13 protein-coding genes and 1 tRNA gene are annotated in these 17,267 nt (G+C 69.7%); 4 read left to right on the forward strand and 10 right to left on the reverse strand.

Annotation, left to right across the window (positions count from 1 at the left end; translation table 11 throughout):
- Positions 1 to 4 precede the first annotated feature (4 nt).
- From ABWO17_RS12710 to ABWO17_RS12725, 4 genes are all read right to left on the reverse strand, one after another.
- A complete protein-coding gene (locus ABWO17_RS12710; protein WP_353119094.1) occupies positions 5 to 4,219 on the reverse strand; it encodes an AAA family ATPase in 4,215 nt (1,404 codons plus the stop codon).
- The gene (locus ABWO17_RS12715) at positions 4,219 to 5,763 is read right to left on the reverse strand and encodes a metallophosphoesterase (RefSeq protein WP_353119096.1); all 1,545 of its coding nucleotides are present in this window, start codon (positions 5,761 to 5,763) and stop codon (positions 4,219 to 4,221) included. The genes ABWO17_RS12710 and ABWO17_RS12715 overlap by 1 nt, the downstream gene beginning before the upstream one ends.
- A gap of 139 nt (positions 5,764 to 5,902) precedes the next feature.
- On the reverse strand, positions 5,903 to 6,727 hold the full coding sequence (locus tag ABWO17_RS12720; RefSeq protein WP_353119098.1) for an AraC family transcriptional regulator: 825 nt from the start codon (positions 6,725 to 6,727) through the stop codon (positions 5,903 to 5,905).
- Positions 6,728 to 6,749: 22 nt separating this feature from the next.
- Complete coding sequence (locus tag ABWO17_RS12725) at positions 6,750 to 7,145, reverse strand: cupin domain-containing protein (protein WP_353119100.1); 396 nt, start codon at positions 7,143 to 7,145, stop codon at positions 6,750 to 6,752.
- A 353-nt stretch (positions 7,146 to 7,498) separates the two neighbouring features.
- Here ABWO17_RS12725 and dinB point away from each other — a divergent pair, with 353 nt between their 5' ends.
- Positions 7,499 to 8,932 carry a DNA polymerase IV gene (dinB, locus tag ABWO17_RS12730; RefSeq protein WP_353119102.1) on the forward strand — a complete coding sequence of 478 codons (1,434 nt, stop codon included), beginning with the start codon at positions 7,499 to 7,501 and terminating at the stop codon, positions 8,930 to 8,932.
- Between the two features lie 61 nt (positions 8,933 to 8,993).
- Here the strand turns inward: dinB and ABWO17_RS12735 are convergent, their stop codons facing one another.
- The 5 genes from ABWO17_RS12735 to ABWO17_RS12755 are packed head-to-tail and all read right to left on the reverse strand — an operon-like array spanning position 8,994 to position 13,676.
- Positions 8,994 to 9,767: an aminotransferase class IV gene (locus ABWO17_RS12735; protein ID WP_353119103.1), complete on the reverse strand. Its 774-nt coding sequence runs from the start codon at positions 9,765 to 9,767 to the stop codon at positions 8,994 to 8,996.
- Positions 9,764 to 11,338: a chorismate-binding protein gene (locus ABWO17_RS12740; RefSeq protein WP_353119105.1), complete on the reverse strand. Its 1,575-nt coding sequence runs from the start codon at positions 11,336 to 11,338 to the stop codon at positions 9,764 to 9,766. Before ABWO17_RS12740 ends, ABWO17_RS12735 begins: the two co-directional genes overlap by 4 nt.
- Positions 11,310 to 12,095 (reverse strand): glutamine amidotransferase-related protein, encoded by a 786-nt coding sequence (locus ABWO17_RS12745; RefSeq protein ID WP_353119107.1) that lies wholly within the window; start codon positions 12,093 to 12,095, stop codon positions 11,310 to 11,312. The genes ABWO17_RS12740 and ABWO17_RS12745 overlap by 29 nt, the downstream gene beginning before the upstream one ends.
- 37 nt (positions 12,096 to 12,132) lie before the next feature.
- Positions 12,133 to 12,966, reverse strand: coding sequence for a purine nucleoside phosphorylase YfiH/LACC1 family protein (locus tag ABWO17_RS12750; protein ID WP_353119109.1), 834 nt, complete (start codon positions 12,964 to 12,966; stop codon positions 12,133 to 12,135).
- Positions 12,957 to 13,676 carry a 5-formyltetrahydrofolate cyclo-ligase gene (locus ABWO17_RS12755; RefSeq protein ID WP_353119111.1) on the reverse strand — a complete coding sequence of 240 codons (720 nt, stop codon included), beginning with the start codon at positions 13,674 to 13,676 and terminating at the stop codon, positions 12,957 to 12,959. Before ABWO17_RS12755 ends, ABWO17_RS12750 begins: the two co-directional genes overlap by 10 nt.
- A 326-nt stretch (positions 13,677 to 14,002) precedes the next feature.
- Here ABWO17_RS12755 and ABWO17_RS12760 point away from each other — a divergent pair, with 326 nt between their 5' ends.
- Both ABWO17_RS12760 and ABWO17_RS12765 read left to right on the forward strand, forming a co-directional pair.
- Positions 14,003 to 14,680: a metallophosphoesterase family protein gene (locus ABWO17_RS12760; protein WP_353119113.1), complete on the forward strand. Its 678-nt coding sequence runs from the start codon at positions 14,003 to 14,005 to the stop codon at positions 14,678 to 14,680.
- A 249-nt stretch (positions 14,681 to 14,929) separates the two neighbouring features.
- A tRNA-Met gene (locus ABWO17_RS12765) sits at positions 14,930 to 15,006 on the forward strand.
- A gap of 43 nt (positions 15,007 to 15,049) precedes the next feature.
- Here ABWO17_RS12765 and ABWO17_RS12770 read toward each other — a convergent pair.
- Complete coding sequence (locus ABWO17_RS12770) at positions 15,050 to 15,637, reverse strand: hypothetical protein (RefSeq protein ID WP_353119114.1); 588 nt, start codon at positions 15,635 to 15,637, stop codon at positions 15,050 to 15,052.
- Positions 15,638 to 15,916: 279 nt separating this feature from the next.
- Here ABWO17_RS12770 and ABWO17_RS12775 point away from each other — a divergent pair, with 279 nt between their 5' ends.
- Complete coding sequence (locus ABWO17_RS12775; protein ID WP_353119116.1) at positions 15,917 to 17,032, forward strand: Fic family protein; 1,116 nt, start codon at positions 15,917 to 15,919, stop codon at positions 17,030 to 17,032.
- The last annotated feature ends 235 nt before the right edge of the window (positions 17,033 to 17,267 follow it).

Here is a 17,267-nt window from a genome sequence, read left to right on the forward strand (position 1 = left end):
TGCCTCAGGCTGGGGTTATGGTGCCGCGTTCCACGGTGAACAGGGTGGCATCCGGCGCCGCCGTGCGCAGCATGTCCACGGTGTGCGGGTGGCAGGTAAAGAACAGGATCTGATGCGGCGTGCCGCTGGCGAGGGGGGCGGCATCGGCCGGGCCATGGTTCGGGGTGTCGCTTGACGCGGCAGCGGCGGCGCCGTCGCGTCCGGCGCGTTCCCCGCACAGGTCCGCAAGGGCGGCGGCGGTGCGGGCCGCGCGCTCCGGGTCGAAGTTGACCAGGATGTCGTCCATGATCAGGGGCAGCGGTTCGGCGTGCAGGGCGTGGGTGCGCACGTAGCCCAGCCGCAGGGCCAGGTACAGCTGCTCGCGGGTGCCCCGGCTGAGGTGCTCGTGCGGCACCGGTTCGCCGTCGGCGGGCACGGCGCGGGGCACGCCGTCTTCCAGCGATGCGGCAATGGACTGCCAGCGCCCCCCGGTGATGGTCCGGAAGATGGCCGCCGCCTCGCGGATCACGTGGGGCTGGCGCTCCCGCTCGAAGCGCCGCCGCGCCGTTTCGATGAGGTGGCGGGCCAGGGCGTTGCGGCTCCATTCCAGGGCCATCTGGCGGGCAGACTCCAGCAGGGCGGCCTCCTGCCTGCGCAGGGCGGCCACGTCGTCGGCAGAGGCGACCTGCTCGCGCTGCACGCGCAGCGCGGCCGCCTTGTCCACCAGTTCCGCCTCCTGCGTGGCCAGGGCGGTCAGCTCCGTGGCCAGTTCGTCGCAGCGGGCCTGCATGGCCTCGCGGTCGGCGGTGGCCAGTTCGGCGCGCAACGCGGCCAGCGGGTCTGGTTGCAGGCTGGTGGATGCGCCGTCCGGCAAGCTGCCCGTGGCAGAGGTTGCAATGTCCGGCAGGGCGGCGGCCAGATGGTCTGTCAGGTCGCCCTTGCGGCGCAGCAGTTCCTGCCGCTCTGCAAAGGACGCGGCGCGGCGCAGGAAGTCTTCCTCGTCCGTCGCGTCGCCAGCGGCCAGCAGTTCGGCCACGGCGGCCATGGCGGCGGCGTGGGCGGCTTCCGCGTCGTGCAGTTCGGTCCGCAGTTCCGCGTGCCGGGCGGCCAGCCTGTCCCGTTCGGCGGCCATGGTTACGGCGGCTTCGGCGGCGGTGGCCAGCGCGTCCAGCGTTGTCACTGGATCATCCCCTAGGGCGGCATCGGGCAGGGCATTGGCGCAGTCTGCGGCCATGCGGACCAGCGGGGTTTTAAGCGCGGCCAGCTCCGCGTCCAGCGCGGCGCGGCGGGCGGCAAGCCCGGCGGCCTCGTTGTCCAGGCGCAGCCATTCGTCCATGACTGCAAGGGCGTCGCGGGCGGTGGCCGGAGTCAAATCCGGGGACAGGCCGCGTTCCGCCAGCCAGCCGCGCCATGCGTCCGTGGCTGCGCCTGTCGTGGCCGTTGCGGCGTGCAGCGCCGCGTCGGCTTCCTGCACGGCGGTCAGGGCCTGCTGTTCCCGTTCGCGCCGGGCGGCCAGTTCCGCCATGGCCCGTTCCCGTTCCTGCCGCCGGGCCTCGGCGGTGCGCAGGTCGGTCAGCATGCGGTCCACACCGGCCAGCAGGGCGGCGGCGGCCTCGTCGGTCATTCCCGCCCCGTTCGGCCCGTTTGGCCCATTCGGCCCGTCCATTTCGTCGGGGCACAGCGGGGCCAGGCCGGGCACGTGGCGGGCGGCATCGGCGAGTGTTGCGATCTGTCCCGTCAGGGCCGCAACGCGGGCGGTCAGCGCATCGGCCTGCGCCGCACGGGCCGTGCAGGCCTCCACCCGGTCGAACAGGCCGAGGGCCGCTTCCGGGACGAAGGATTCCGGCAGGCCAAACCGGGCGCAGTGCGCGGTCCAGTCCGCGCGGGCCTGGTGCAGGGCCGCTTCCGCCGCCTCGCGGGCGTGCAGGGCCTGCAGGTGCCGGGCGCGCAGGGTGGCGCAGTCGGTTTCGCGGGCTGCGGCTTCCGCATCGGCCCGGTCACGCCGGGCGCGCTCGTCGCGGGCGCGTTCCAGCGCGCGTTCGGTCACGTCCACGTGGTCGGCAAGGGCAGAACCGCTGATGGCAGCGTCTGCATCGGATATTCCCGCCTCGCGCAGCAGGCGCGCCGCGTCTGTGCGCAACGCGTCATGGCGTTCGGCCAGTTCCCGGTGCCGTGCGGCAAGCTGGGCGGCACGGGCCGCATGGGCGGCCTGTTCCGCCGCATCGCGCCGGGGCCAGCCCGTTGCCAGCAGGGCAAGGCCGCACAGCGCGGCCACCCCGCACAGGTACACGGGGGCAAGGCCCATGGCCGCGAAGGGGGCCAGCCCGGACAGCCAGGCCAGTGAAGACGCGGCGGAAATGTCCAGCGCGCCCCGCAGCGCCGCCAGCAGCAGCCCGGCGGACACCGCGCCCGCCGCCAGCAGCGCGCCGCCAAGGGCGAGCAGCACCACCGATTTGCGAACCACGGGCGCGTTGGCCGCGTGGTCCCGCTCCGCGCGGGCGGCTTCGGTCGTGCGTTCCGCCTCCAGGGCAAGTCCGTCTGCCACCCGGCGCAGGCGGCGCACGGCCTCTGCCCGGCGGTCCAGTTCCTCGCGGGTGGGTGCGGTGATGGCCCGTGCGCTCAGGATGGCCTGATCGCGTCGGGAGGAAAGGTCGTCCAGTTGCGCGGCCAGTTCGTCGGCCCGTCGGGCGGCCTCGCGGGCAGCGTCGGCAGCATCGGTGGCGGTGCGGGCGCGGGCGGCCAATGCCTCGCGGGCGCGGGGCGATGTGTCGAAGCCGCGCAGGGTTTCCGGGGTCCAGCCGGGGGAAATGTCCGTCAGCGACCGGGCCAGCGCGGCGGCCTGCACGCCCAGTTCGGCGCGCAGCCCCGGCAGTTCGGCCAGCGCGGACCCGGCCTGGGCGCGCAGGCTGCGCAGCCGTTCGGCCTGTTCCACGCCGAGGGTATCGGCGGCGTCCGCGCCCAGCGCGTCGGCCTGGGCGTGGGCCAGTTCCGCCGCGTGGCGGGCGGATTCGTGCTCTGCGGCACGGCGATCGCGTTCGGCGCGGGCCTGGCGCAGGTCGGCCCCGGCGGCATCCATGGCGGCCTCGTGCGTGGCGATGGCCTCTCGCGTGAACAGCGAACGGTCGAAGCCGCGCACCCGCTCCGGGGTCCAGTCCGCGCCAAGGGCGGCCAGCAGCCGTTCCCGGTCGGCGCGGTTGCGTTCCAGGTCCGCCAGCAGGGCGGGCAGGGCGGCGTGGGCGTTGCGGTAGCTGGCCTTGCGTTCCAGCAGGGCGCGCAGCTCCGGCGCGGCGGCCAGCAGCCGGGCGTCGGGCGTGCGCTGCGCCAGCGTTGCCTCCAGCGCTGTCAGTTGCGTACGCAGCCCCTGTGCCCGCAACCCTCGCTCTGCGGCGCGTTCGCGCTCCCGCTCGAAGCGGGCCTTGCCGTCCTGCGGAAAGCGTTCGACCACCACGTCAAGCCGGGCCAGTTGCCCTTCCACGGCCACCAGTTCCTGCCACTGCCGCCACACGCCCAGGCGGCGTTCCAGCGCGCGGTGTTCGGCCTCGCGCCCGGCACGGTCGGCGCGCACCCCGGCCAGCCGGGCGGACAGGTCGTCCAGTTCGGCGGACAGGGCGTCGTAGCGGGCGGTGTCCCGTTCGTGGGTGCGCAGGGTGGCGCGCAGGGTTTCCAGTTCCTTCAGCGCGTCGTTGAGTGGTGGCTTGCGGCCCTCCGGCAGATACAGCGCGGCCATGCGGCCCGAAAGGTCGTCCAGCAGCTGGCTGGGCGGCCGCAGCCCCTGCCCGGCCCCCGCGCCCAGCAGCACGTTGCGCGCGCCTTCCGCCGAGAGAGAGGAAAATTCCTGCAATTCCGATAGGCTGAACCCGTAGATGTTGCGGTAGAGGTCGGGCGTCACCCCGTGCAGCAGGGCGGCGGCCAGTTCCGTGTCCAGCGGCGTGCCCTGGGCATCGGTGAAGGTCAGCGTGCCGCCGTGCGCGCCGGGGCGGCGGGTAAGCCGCACCACGCCGCAGCGGTCGGTGTGCAGGGTAAGCGTACCACCCGCCTCTGCCGCGCGGCCCGAAAGCGGCACGCGGTGCGCGGCGCGGCTGCGCGGGTAGCCCGCCAGCATGGCCCGGAAGAAGTCGAGGCAGGTGGATTTGCCCGCCTCGTTGCTGCCGAGGAAAATGGACAACCCCGGCGGCAGTTGCTGGATGGTCTGGCCCGCCAGAACGCCGAAGCCGTCGATGTGCGCGCGCTGGATGTACATCAGTCGGCCTCCAGCATGTCGCAGCAGATGCGTTCGGCGTCGTCCAGCAGGGCAGCCAGGTCTTCGGGCGACAGGGCGTCGGACGGGCCGAGGAAGCGGCGTCCGCGCGGGCCGTCGTACAGCGGGGCGAGCACGGCGGCGGCCAGGGCGCGCAGGGCGACCGGGTCGGCCGGGAGGTAAAGATCAGGGGGCGCCTCGGGTGATGGCGCGCCGTCCGATGGCGTGCCGGGTGATGCGGCGTCGGGGGTGCCCGCCGGGCAGGCGGCACCATCGCCCGCAGGCGGTTCCGGCAGGCCCCGCGCGGCGGCGGCCACGCGCAGCACTTCGCCCAGCAGGTCGTCGCGGCGGCGCAGCGCGTCCATGTCCACGTCGGGCCGGGTGCGCAGTTCGATGTCCTTGACCCAGACAAGGGGATCCAGCGAGGCCCCGGCCTCGCGCAGCATTTCCAGCAGTCCTTCCACCGCGCCGGGGCGGCGCAGGTGGCGGTCCAGCGGACCGCGACCGTGCAGGATCACCCGGCACAGGGCGGCTTCCACCGGGAAGGCGGGCGCGCCGGGGGTGCCGGGGGCGCCGGGCGCATCGGGCGTCGCAGCCCCTGCGGCGGCGCGTTCCATGGCCTCCAGGATGCGGCCATGCAGGGCTTCCAGCGAGGCCGCACCGTTGGCCGTGTCAGCGTCATCGGGGCTTCTGCCCCCATTCTCGTTGTCGCCGCCAGTTGCATCCGTTCCTATGGTCACCTCCACCACCTGCCAGTGCACCGGGGCCAGGGGGCGGAATTCCGTTTCCACCTCGCCGTCGTCGTGCACGGTGACCAGTTGGCAGCCGCGTGGCCCGTCCTCGTTGATGTGCAGCCCCTGCGTGGAGCCGGGGTAGACCACATGGGGCCGCGTGCGCAGCACCTGCGGCAGGTGGATGTGCCCCAGCGCCCAGTAGTCGAGGCCGGTGGCAGTCAGGTCGTCCAGGGTGCAGGGGGCGTAGCGGCCCGCGTCGCGCGTGCCGGGCGTGGCGCCCACGTTGCAGTGCAGCACGCCGATCTGCGGCGCGCCGGGGGGCACGTCCGTGTCCTGAATCGCGGTGGCGCGGGAAAAACGTTTGGCAAGGTTGCGGCCCTCGCGGTCGGTCTCGTGGCTGATGCCGTGCACCACGGCCACCACGCGTCCGTCGCGGGTCAGGGGATGGGATTCCACCTGCGGGCCGAACACGGTGACCCCGTCCGGCCAGTGCAGCGAGTGCACCCGCGAGGTGAGCGGGTCGTGGTTGCCGTGGGCGATGAACACCCGCACCCCCGCGTCCGTCAGGCGCGTGCAGCCGTCGCGCAGGGCCACCTGGGCGCGCAGGCTGCCGTCCTCGTGGTTGTGCACGTCGCCCGCGATGAGCAGGGCGTCGGGCCGTTCGGCAAGGCACAGTTCCACCAGCCGCTCCCACGCGGTGAAGGTGGCGCGGTGCAGCCGGTCGGCCAGACGGGGGGAAAGGTCGCGCGAGACGCCCGCGAAGGCGGCGTCAAGGTGCAGGTCTGCGGCATGGACGAAGCGGAATGCTGGCATGGGTGACGGGAGGGTTGGGGGTGACTGGGAATCCCGTCGTTTGCGGGGCGATAGCGCCTTGTCTAGCACACCGCGCGGCGGGCCGTCACCGTGCCCGGCGCGCACGGGCCGGGGGGCATGCCGGGGCGGGAAGGCGGGGCTAGCCGCGTCGTTCCGCCGCGTACACCCCCGGGGGAATGCCCATGAGTCGTTTGAAGACCCTGTTCAGGTGGCTCTGGTCGCAGAATCCCGCCGCCTGGGCGACCTCGGGCAGGGGCCGGGCTTCATCCAGCAGGCTGCGCGCATGGCGGATGCGCTCGGCCTGCTGGTACTCGTGCGGCGACAGGCCGGTGTGCCGTTGGAAGAGCCGCTGGAAATGGCAGGGCGACAGCCCGGCCAGCGCGGCAAGGTCACCCAGCCGCAACGGATCGGCATGGTGCTTGCGGATGTGGGCGGCAACCCGGTCCATGGTCCGCACATGGCGTTCCGGCGGTAGGGGGGCCGGGGGGGCGATGTCCGCGTGGCGCAACAGTGCGACGAGAAAGGCCAGCAAGTCTTCTTCGCGCTCCAGCGTCGAGGCGGGCCGGGTGAGCAGGCCCAGCAGGCGGCGGAATTGCCGGGCCAGGGGGGCGTCATCCAGCACGGAGGACGCAAAGCGAGGGTGCGCGTTCGTCGTGCCCGTCAATTCCGAGGCGAGGGCATGCATCCGCTCCGGCAGCAGGCTGAGCACGCGGTAACAGTGCGGCCCCGTGGCCTCGCAGGCATGGCGTTGGCCGGGGGCAATCACGAACAGGCCCTGCGCGGGAATGACACACGACCTGTCGGGCAGGTGCAGCACCCGTTGTCCCGCGTCCACCAGCCCCACGCAGTAGCTGCCATGGGCGTGGGCCGGAAAGCGTGCCTCCACGCCCCGGCCCAGCACAAGCTGCACGTCCGGCAGGTCCGGTACGCGCGGAAATCGGATGAGCGGACGTTGCGGCGTCATGTGCCTCCGCAGGCGCCACCAGTTACAGCAGCGCCGGAAAGAACTTGGCCAGCAGCCACAGGCCGTCGTCACCTGCCTGCACGCGGTGCGCCGTGCCCATGGGGATGACGTTGACCGAGCCCGGACGGTAGTCCATGCCCTTGCCGGACACCTCTGCCCGGCCGGACCCGTGCATGACCTCGTGCAGTTCCCACTGTCCCTCGTGGACGTGTGTTTCAAGGGTGCATCCCGGCGCCACCCGCACCATGTGGCAGGACAGGCGCCCTTCCGTGGATGCGCCGCGCACGAGGTGCTTCATTTCCACGCCCTGGAAGGACGGATGCGGATTCCATGCCATGCCGCAGGCATCGTAGTGGCCGTCGGGGCAGCCGATTTCCGCGTGTTCCATGCATTCGCCAAGACAGTCTGCCGTTTTCATCCGGTTGTCTCCCGTGTCTGGGCGCAGGGCCCCTTGCCCGCGCCGGAAGAAACCCTATGTCCGATGCAGTGGGACGTCTTGGATGATCGTGCGATTCCGGAACATTCCCGGGAGTGGATCAAGCCCATGCCCCAGTACGCCATTGCGGGCTCGCCCGTGTGGTATCGTGTTGCCTGCCACATTCCGTCCCGTCCACCGTTCGTCCCACGGTGCCGCACAAGCTTCGCCCGCAATCCGGTCTGCAACCGGGGTGCAAGCGGGCCACGGTGCCTGCCTTGGCCCCGCCACGGCCTTGCCGGTCCCGACAACCGCGCCCCGCTTCCGGCCTCGTTCCCCCTCTGCTAGAACAGGGCATGGCGCAACGCTGGATCATGCATATCGACATGGACGCCTTTTTCGCGTCCGTGGAGCAGATGGACGACCCCTCCCTGCGGGGCAAGCCGGTGGCCGTGGGCGGCTCGCACCGGGGGGTCGTTTCCGCCGCGTCGTACGAGGCGCGGCGCTTTGGCGTGCGCTCGGCCCTGCCCATGAGCACGGCGCTGCGGCTGTGCCCACAGCTGATCGTGGTGCCGGGGCGCATGCGCCGCTACGCCGAGCTTTCGCACCGCATCATGGACGCGTTGCGCGAATTTTCGCCGCTGGTGGAACCGGCCTCGGTGGACGAGGCCTATCTGGACGCCACGGGGCTGGAGCGGCTGTTCGGCCCGGTGGAGAACATGGGCATGGCGGTGAAGGCCCGCGTGCTGGACGTGACCGGCGGGCTGACCTGTTCCGTGGGCGCGGCCCCGGTGAAATTCCTGGCCAAGATCGCCTCGGACGTGAACAAGCCGAACGGCCTGTTCATCCTGTACCCGGAAGACGTGACGGAATTCCTGCGCACCCTGCCCGTGGGTCGTATACCGGGGGTGGGCAAGCGATCGCTGGATGCACTGGATCAGTTGGGCGTGCGCAGCGCGGGCGACGTGCTGCGCTATTCGCGCGAATTCTGGGAGCGGCGCTTCGGCAAGGGGGGCGTGCACCTGCACGAACGGGCCAGCGGCGTGGACCCGCGCGAGGTGGAACCGTATTCCGAGCCCAAATCGGAAAGCGCGGAGAACACCTTTGCCGAGGATACCGCCGACCGCGACGTGCTGCGGCGCTGGCTGCTGGCGCAGGCCGAGCGGGTGGGGGCATCGCTGCGGCGGCAGCGGCTGGCGGGCCGCACCATCACGCTGAAGGTGAAGTACGCGGACTTCAGGTCCATATCCCGCAGCCACAGCCTGCCGGAGCCCACGGCATCGACGCAGACCATTTTTGACGAAGCGTGCAGGCTGCTGGACGCCCTGACCCTGGCGGACAAGGTACGGCTGATCGGGGTGGGGGTGTCCAACTTCGGCCCGGCGCACCACGGCCCGCGCCAGCTCCCCCTGCCGCTGGAGATTCCCGGCAGGGGGAAGGGCGGGAAGGCGTCCGGCAAGGACGGGGCTGGTCGGAGCACGGCAGGCCGTGAGAGGGGCAGGGACGCCGGGCAGCGGGGTGCGGACGGTGCGCGTTCCGTGGGGGCATCCGCCGAGCATGACGAACAGGACGGGCCAGGTGGATCGGACGTGTCGGGCGGGCAGGGCGGACCGGGCAGGCCGGGTGGTCAGGCCCCCCCCGCTGCCGCACTCCCCGCCGCATCCATCCCCCCGCCGGATGAGAACCGCCGCAAGAAACTGGACGCCGCGCTGGACGCCCTGCGCGACCGGCATGGCCGCGATGCCGTGGTGCGCGGTCGCCTGTTCGGGTTCGATTCCAGGAAAAAGTAGATCGTTATGTGGCCTTCCAGGGGGCTGTTTCCAGGATTCCTGTTTTGGCAACAGCCCTTGCTTATTCCCCCAGCAACACCGGATTGCACCGCTCGCAGGTGGCGAAATCGGGCGTGAAGGCATGCGAGCCGATGACCGTGACCGGGCGCATGCCTTGCAGCGAGTTCAGCAGGTAGGCGTGGCGGAAGGCGCGCAGTTCTCCGGCGCGCACGGTGCAGTCGCGCACGGGCAGCAGCTCGCGCACGGCGGCCAGGGTGGTGCTGGGCAGGCGGCAGCCGCCCGTAGGGGTGCAGAAGCAGTCGCCGTCGCCGAACAGCAGCGCGGCGGTGGTGGCCTCGGTCACGATGCCGCCGGGCTGGGTGAGTACGGCGTCGTCCTGACCCAGGGCGCGGGCGGCCCTGCGTTCCAGATAGCAGAGCATGTAGTTCATGGACTTGTGCAGGGCCAGCGAACCCAGCGTGGCGGGTGGCGCCAGGCGCAGGCTGTAGGTGCGGTCGGGCGCGGGCGGGTCGTAGGGGGCGGCGGTGACAAGCGGGGCCATGGCCGCGTCCTCGTCCTCCAGCGGGGTGATGATGTTCACCCGCGCCTGCCGCCCGGCAAGGCCGTTGGCGTGCACCACTTCCGCGATGACCGCCGGGTAGTCCACGGGTTCGGCCACTAGGCCGAAGTGGTCCAGGCTGGCCTGCAAGCGCGCCAGATGCGCATCCAGGCGGCTGGGACCGTGCCCGTTCCACAGGATGGTTTCGAAGAACCCGGCCCCGTACCGGAAGGCCGGACTGCCGATGTCCAGCCGTACCCCGCCCTCGTGCAGCGCGCCGCCCCGCCAGTGGATCATGCACATACCTCCCGGAAGTTGGCTCCCTTGGCCCATGTTTCTTCGTATTCGCTTTCCGGGTCCGAGTCCACGACGATGCCGCTGCCCGCGCAATGCTCGAAGCGGCCCGTCGTCGCGTCGTGCCAGCCGGTGCGGATGGCGATGGAGGCATCCATGGTGCGGGCGTCGGCGATGGCCAGCAGGCTGCCGCAGTACACCTCGCGGCTGTGGGGTTCCCCGGCCTCGATGATGGCCAGCGTGCGCCGCTTGGGGCAGCCGGTCACCGAGCCGCCGGGAAAGGCGGACAGCAGCAGGTCCAGACAGGTGCGGTCGGGCCGCAGGGTGCCGATGACGTCGGAATACATCTGCACGAGGCCGCTGGCCCCGCCGCCCACGCGAAAGGTGGCGCAGTGCCGGGCCACGGCCACGCTGCCGTGGGCGCAGTCGGCGGAGATGTCGTTGCGCACCAGGTCCACGATCATGGACAGTTCGGCGCGCTCCTTTGGGGTGGCGGCCAGCAGGCCCGGCAGGCCGGGGTGCCAGACGGGATGCGGCGTGCCGGGGCCGAAGGCCAGGGTGCCCTTGATGGGCTGCGACAGCACGCGGGCCGGGCCGTTGCCCGGCGCATCCACGCGCAGGAACCGTTCCGGCGAGGCGGACACCACGTGGCGCGCGCCAATGCGGAACAGCCCGTGAAAGGGCGCGGGCCGGGTGCGCCACAGGTGCAGCGACAGGGCCGCCGGGTCCAGCCCCGGCGCATGCAGGCCGAAGCGGGTGGACAGGTTGCACTGGTAGGTATCGCCCTGTCGGATGCGGCGCAGTATCTCGCGCACGCCCGCCGTGTACCCGGCGCGGTCCAGCGAGGGGGGCTGCACCACACAACCGTTGGGGGCGATGAAGGCGACGTGCCGGGGGGCGTCCGTCAGCTGGCGGGCGCAGCGGGCGGTCAGGTCCGGCGGCGCATCCGGGTGCACGGACAGGGTCAGCGCGCCGGTGGCCGGATTCCAGCGGGCCACGGCGTGATAGCGGCGGAGCAGGGCGTGCGGCAGCACGCGGGGCTTGGCGCTGCGGATGCCGAAGCGCGGCAGGCCGTAGGTGTAGGCCAGAAAGCCGAGGGCGATGTCGTGGTCGGCACGGGCGGGCTGCCAGGGAAGGGGAGACGTGTCGCGGGTGGGCGTGACGGTATGCGTACCTGCGGGAGTCGGCAGGCCGAGGAAGGCGGCCAGCGCGGCGTCGGTGTGCGGGCCGGGTTCATGATCCGGGGGAAGAGTGTCGGACGCGGGATCGCCCAGGCACAGTTCCTGACGCGGGCCGATGCCGACGAGACAGCACGGGCCTTGCGCCTCGCCACCGGGCCAGACCGTCCAGCCGGGGGGCATGGCGGTGTGGATGTGGGGGGCGCCGGTTACGTCGGCGGTGCCGGAAGGCTGGCCGGATGGGGCGGCGCCAGCACACGGGGCATCCGCCCCGTCTGCATCCCCGTGACCGGGGTCGGGGTGACACAACAGCAGGTCGGCGCCCTGCCGGGCGCAGGCCAGGGCGAAGGACGCGAAGACGTCGGCGTCAGCGCAGGCCGAGAGCATGCAACGCATGGCGTATCCACCACACCCCGTCCGGGGTGAGGAACGATTCGGGGTGAAACTGGTAGCCCAGCAGGGGCAGGCATTGGTGCCGGGCGGCCATGACCACGCCTTGCCCGTTGCGGGCCAGCACGCGCATGCCCGCGCCCATGGCGGACAGGTGCAGCGAATGGTAGCGGGCCACGGTGCGGACCTGCCCGGCGTAGTGCAGCGTGTCCGGCTTGCCGTGCACGCACCCGGGCAGCGGCGCGGTGACCCCGCCGAAATGGGCGTTGATGATTTGCAGGCCAAGGCAGATGCCCAGCACGGGGACCGGCACGGGGCAGGATTGGACACACGGGAGAGATGCCGTGGCGGTGGGCGCGGCTGCGGACTGGTTGGGGGACGGACCGGCGGTTGCGATCTGCTCGGCAGCCTGCTCGGCGGACGAACCGGCGGCCTGACCAGCGGGCGAATCAGCAGGCGGGTGGGCCTGCGCCCCTCCATCCGCTGCGTGCGGTTTGTGCACCCGCGTGACCTCGCCGCCCAGCAGCGGCGCGTACTGCGGATATTCCTCCGGCGTGCCGGGGCCGGGTGAGATTACCAGCAGGTCCCAGTGGGTTGCGGGGGCTGCGGGGGCCGGGCCATCGGTCGCATGGGGCCAGCCGTCCGTGACCGCATCCAGCCGATCTACCGGGACTACTGTGGGCACACAGCCGGTGGCGGCCACCAGCAGATGTTCGAGGTTGCGCGTGAAGCTGTCGTGATTGTCGGCAAGCAGGATGCGCATGCGGTGGTGGTGCGGCGTCCGGTGGTGCCGGGCCGGGCTACCCCTCCATCCAGATGATGGACGCCTGCCGTCCGGTGGTGGCGGCGCGGCGGTAGGAGAAGAAGTCGTCGGGCAGGGTGTGGGTGCACAAGTCCAGCCCGTAGATGCGTTCCGGCAGCAGGCCCGCCTCGGCAAGCTGGTGGCGGGTCAGCGTCCACAGGTCCATGGTGCGGCTGGCCGAGCGGAACCAGCGGGCGAAGTCCTGCCCCCATTCCGTGGCGAAGTTGACGAATTCCGCCGCCGCCGGGCCAAGGCTGGGGCCGCGCACGGCCAGCACCTCGCGCGGGGGAAATCCGTAGCGCTCGCAAAAGGCGCGCACGCCCGATTGCGGAAAGCCGATGCGGTTGCCCCGCCACCCGGCGTGCAGCGCGGCCACGTACTTGCCGCTTTCATGCGCCAGCAGGATGGGCTGGCAGTCCGCCGTCTTGATGACCAGACCCACGCCGGGGCGCGAGGTGGCAAGGCCGTCGGCCTGGGCCACAGGGGTTGCGGCCAGCGCGGCGGCCAGTTGCACCGGTTCCGGGTCGATGATTAGGGCATCGCCGTGTACCTGTTTGGCCTCCACCCATTCGGACAGGTCCAGGCTGGCGGCCAGGGCTGCGCGGTTGGCGGCCACGGCGGCGGAGTCGTCGCCCACCTCGTAGGAAATGTTGCCCCCGGCCCACGGACCATCGGAGATGCCGCCGCGTCGGGTCTGGAAGGCGCACTGCACCCCCGGCACGCCCGGAAAGGCGAAGCGGATGCAACGCGGGGTTACGTCATCGGGATTGGCGGCGGGGGCGCCGGTACGGGAAAGCGGCGGAAAGGCCAGCGACGGGGTGGTTACAGCCATGTCAGTCCCTCCTCGGTGCACAGTGCATGGACGGGGCGGTCCCATGGGGCCACGGGCAGCGCCGGTACGATCTGGAACGCGTAGGCCAGCCCCACCAGCGCGGTGCGGGCCATGGCCGGGTGGGCCAGGAATCGGTCGTAGTAGCCCGCGCCGTGGCCAAGGCGGTTGCCTTGCCGGTCGAAGGCCACGCCGGGGATGATGGCGAGGTCTGGCGCAAAGGCGGACGCATGGCCGGGCTCGGCATTCATGTCGATGGCCGGGCAGCGGGTGGGGTCCGGTTCCGCGATGCCGTAGCGTCCGGGTTTGAGGTCCGCCGCGCAGGCGCAGGGGGCCAGGCACATCTCGTTGTCGCAGTTGGCGGTGGGGACGGCGGCGCCAGTTGCGGAGGGTGCGGGGCCGGTTGTGGGGGACGTGGGGGACGCGGGGGGCGCGGGGGACGCGGACGCAGGCGTCACGCAGCGCGGCAGCAGCACCTGCTTGCCGTCCGCCCAGGCGGCATCCAGCAGGCGGGCGGTGGCGGTTTCGTTGCGCACGGCCACGTACAGCAGCACCTGTCGGGCGGCCTGCCATGTCGGTGACGCCAGCAAGGCATTTTGCGCGGCATCACCCAGGCGGGCGGCCTCGTCGGGGGGCAGCGCGGCGCGGCGGGCCAGCATGGCGTGGCGCAGGGCCTGTCGGGCTTCGACGTCTGGCGGGGTTGGGTGCGTCATGTGGGGTGCCGGGGCAAGTTTCAGGGTGTGCGCTGCCTGGTGTTGGGGAACCGCAGGGGCCGAGAAATAATGAAGCAGCCCTGAAGCGGACTTACTGGCGCTGGCCTTTCACCGCCGGTCAGTCCGCATGCCTTGCCGCAGCGGCGTGGCGGGTGGGCGGGGCCGCTGCGGCCTGCGGAGAGTTTTGTCAGGTGGCGGGTGCGTGGTGTAAAGTGCGGACGCGGGCGGCGTCCAGCTGACAACCGAGCGGCAATCGGGCCGCAATCAGGCAGCAACCCCATTTCATACGCCCTCTCCGTCGCGCAATCTAACAAGGAAGGCATCGCATGCAAAGCGCACCCTACTGGATAGCGTTCGGCGACATCCACGACGACGTTTCGCCCATCTCGGACATTCCCGGCCTGTCCGAGGCGGCGGGCGTGATCATTACCGGGGACATCACCGTGGTTGGCGGCGTGCGCCAGGCCGAGCGCGTGCTGTCGGCCATTGTCGCGCGCAACCCGGCCATCCACGCCCAGATCGGCAACATGGACAAGGCCGAGGTGACCGACTGGCTGGACGGGCGCGGCTGGAACATCCACCGCGCCGCGCGCGAACTGGCCCCCGGCGTGGGCCTGCTGGGCGCGGGCTATTCCACGCCCACTCCCTTCGGCACGCCCAGCGAGGTGCCGGAAGCGCGGCTGGCCGAATGGCTGGACGCGCTGCGGGCCGAGGCGGGCCGCTGGTCCCGGCTGGTGCTGGCCGTGCACACCCCGCCCAAGGACAGCCTGTGCGACAAGCTTGGCAACGGCGCGCACGTGGGCAGCCCGGCGGTGCGGGCGTTCATAGAGACGGTGCAGCCGGACGTGTGCCTGTGCGGGCACATCCACGAATCGCGGGCGGTGGACCGCATCGGCCGCACCGTGGTGGTGAACCCCGGCGCGCTGGGTGCGGGCGGCTACGCCGTGGTCAGCGCCCCGGAAGACGGCCCGCTGACGGCGGAACTGAAGGTGCTGCGGGGGTAGCAGGGCGAGATTTGAAGAGCGGACGTGCCGGTTTGCCCGGTGAAACGACGGGGGGCTGGCGGACAGCGCCGCCAGGTCTGCGCGAAAAAGCAGGTTCCCGCGAAATTTTTATCCTGCTGTGTCGGCGTGTTGTTCTTCTTCTTTGATGTTTCTCCAGTTTTCTGTTGACACCGGGTGGCTGCGGGCATACTTCTAACGACCCGACGGCAAGGCCCAGCCCACGCCGCCGGATCCGAATTCCGCAGGTGACGCGGGGTGGAGCAGCTCGGTAGCTCGTCGGGCTCATAACCCGAAGGTCGTCGGTTCAAATCCGGCCCCCGCAACCATATTTGAAGGCCTCATGAGGAAACTCATGGGGCCTTCAATTTGTTATGAAACGACGGTTTCATAATAGCAGTCATCCGCTAGTCTCAATAGGATAGACTCTGGTTTGAGATCTATCGTTGTGTCTTTTAGTGCGTTTTTTGTATTAATTTGTCTTTGTGCTGATATTCTGTAGTAGTGAATTGTTAATATTAGTAGTGCTCCAAGTGAGTTTATGGCATTTTGGAGCGTTGCTTTATTAAAGTTTGTGTCGCGTTCATGTTTGACTTTTTGATGATCGTTCCACCATGCGGGATTTTCCCCGTGCTTCCATTTCTTCCATGGGATAAATGTGAGACCGTATCTGTGCATAAAAACTTGTGTGTCTGCTATTCCAGGTATTAAATCTATTACGTCGTCTCTGTATGTGTTTATGCCAGCGTATTTTTTTTCTTGGTTTACTTTTTTGCAAAGCATTTTTGCTACAGTATCAACTTCGGATGATGTTGTTAAAAGTAGATGTGCAAGAGCAATTGAATATGTACGATAATTCGAATCTGAGAATTCAATATATCTTGAAATTGTCTCTAGATCTCGCTCTAGTGCTAAGAAGTAGTTCCAGTGTATGTTTCCACCTGTTGTTGTAATAGCCATGTTCTGTGGCGCTCCTTTTAATTGGTATTGGCGTTGCTACTGGTGGTATGTTTGTGTTGCGGAATGAGTAAAGGATGCACGTTGTGATGAAGCTTGGCAATTATTTAGCGATATGCAATGCTGCGTGGTGGTTTGTTGAGGCTGCTGGGCACATTTAAGAAGGTAAATAGCTATGTTGCGTAGGGGGAGCTTGGGATGGGATTATTTGTTTGCTCACCGGTGAGGTCCCCTTGCCCCTGCGGCGAATCTCTCCTATATTCTCCGCACGAGGTGCGGTGAATGTGCCCTTTTATCCATGAATTTCCCGATTGGCCCGCCTTCCGCTGGGATAGCGAGCGCCTGGCCGCGCCGCTGGCTGCCGTGCGGCACCGGCAGGGGCGGCTTTTGGGGCGCATGGAAGCGCTCGGCTTTGCGTTGCGCGAAGAAGCCGTGTTGCGGACGCTGACCGAAGACGTGCTGAAATCCAGCGAGATCGAGGGCGAGGCTCTGGACCGGGAGCAGGTGCGCTCCTCCATTGCCCGGCGGTTGGGCATGGATGTGGGCGCGTTGCCGCCTGCCGACCGAAACGTGGAAGGCGTGGTGGAGATGATGCTCGACGCCACGCAGCAGTTCGGGGCTGCGCTGACCGAGGACAGGCTGTTCGGATGGCATGCCGCCCTGTTCCCGACCGGGCGCAGCGGCATGCGCAGGATTGGCGTGGGCGCGTGGCGTACCGATGCCACCGGCCCCATGCAGGTGGTGTCCGGCCCGGTGGGGCGCGAGCGGGTGCATTTCGAGGCCCCAGCCGCCGCCCGGCTTCCCGCCGAAGCAACGGTATTTCTGGACTGGTTCAATGGCGGGCCGCCGCTCGACCCGGTGTTGAAGGCAGCCGTCGCACACCTGTGGTTTGTCACCCTGCATCCGTTCGACGACGGCAACGGGCGCATGGCCCGCGCCATCGCCGACATGCAGCTTGCCCGCGCGGAGGGCAGCCCTCAACGCTTCTACAGCCTGTCCGCACAGATACGGCAGGAACGCAACGCCTACTACGCCATTCTGGAAAAGACCCAGCGCGGCGACATGGACGTTACCGGGTGGGTGCTGTGGTTTCTGGAGTGTCTGGACAGGGCCTTTGACGGCGCGGAGCGCATTCTTTCCACGGTGCTGCGCAAGGCACGGGTATGGGACGTGCTGGCCGGGCAGCCCCTGAACGAGCGCCAGCACAAGGTCATCAACCGGTTGCTGGACGGGTTCGAGGGCAAGCTGACCACGTCCAAGTGGGCGGCGTTGGCCATGACTTCACCCGATACGGCCCTGCGCGACATCAGCGATCTTGTGGCGCGCGGCATTCTGGTGAAGGACGCTGCGGGCGGGCGCAGTACCAGCTATTCGCTGGCGGAATTTGCCGACGGCTAAGCCGGTTGTGCATTGTGGCGATGCAATCATGAACGGACCTTACGGCAATTGCCGTAAGGCCTTTTCGTTTTGTCCCGGATCACCGCGGGGGCAGGGCTACGGTCTGCCATGGGCTGATGTGCGCCGTGCATTGCGGATGGCGTGCGGGCAACGCATGCGCATCACCGGCGGACAGGGCTGAAGAGGAAATCGTCCGCCGCCAGCCCGAGGGCCGCCCACCCCGTAGCCAGCCCTG

Origin of the sequence: Nitratidesulfovibrio sp., assembly GCF_040373385.1 — a bacterium.
Lineage (GTDB): Bacteria > Desulfobacterota > Desulfovibrionia > Desulfovibrionales > Desulfovibrionaceae > Cupidesulfovibrio.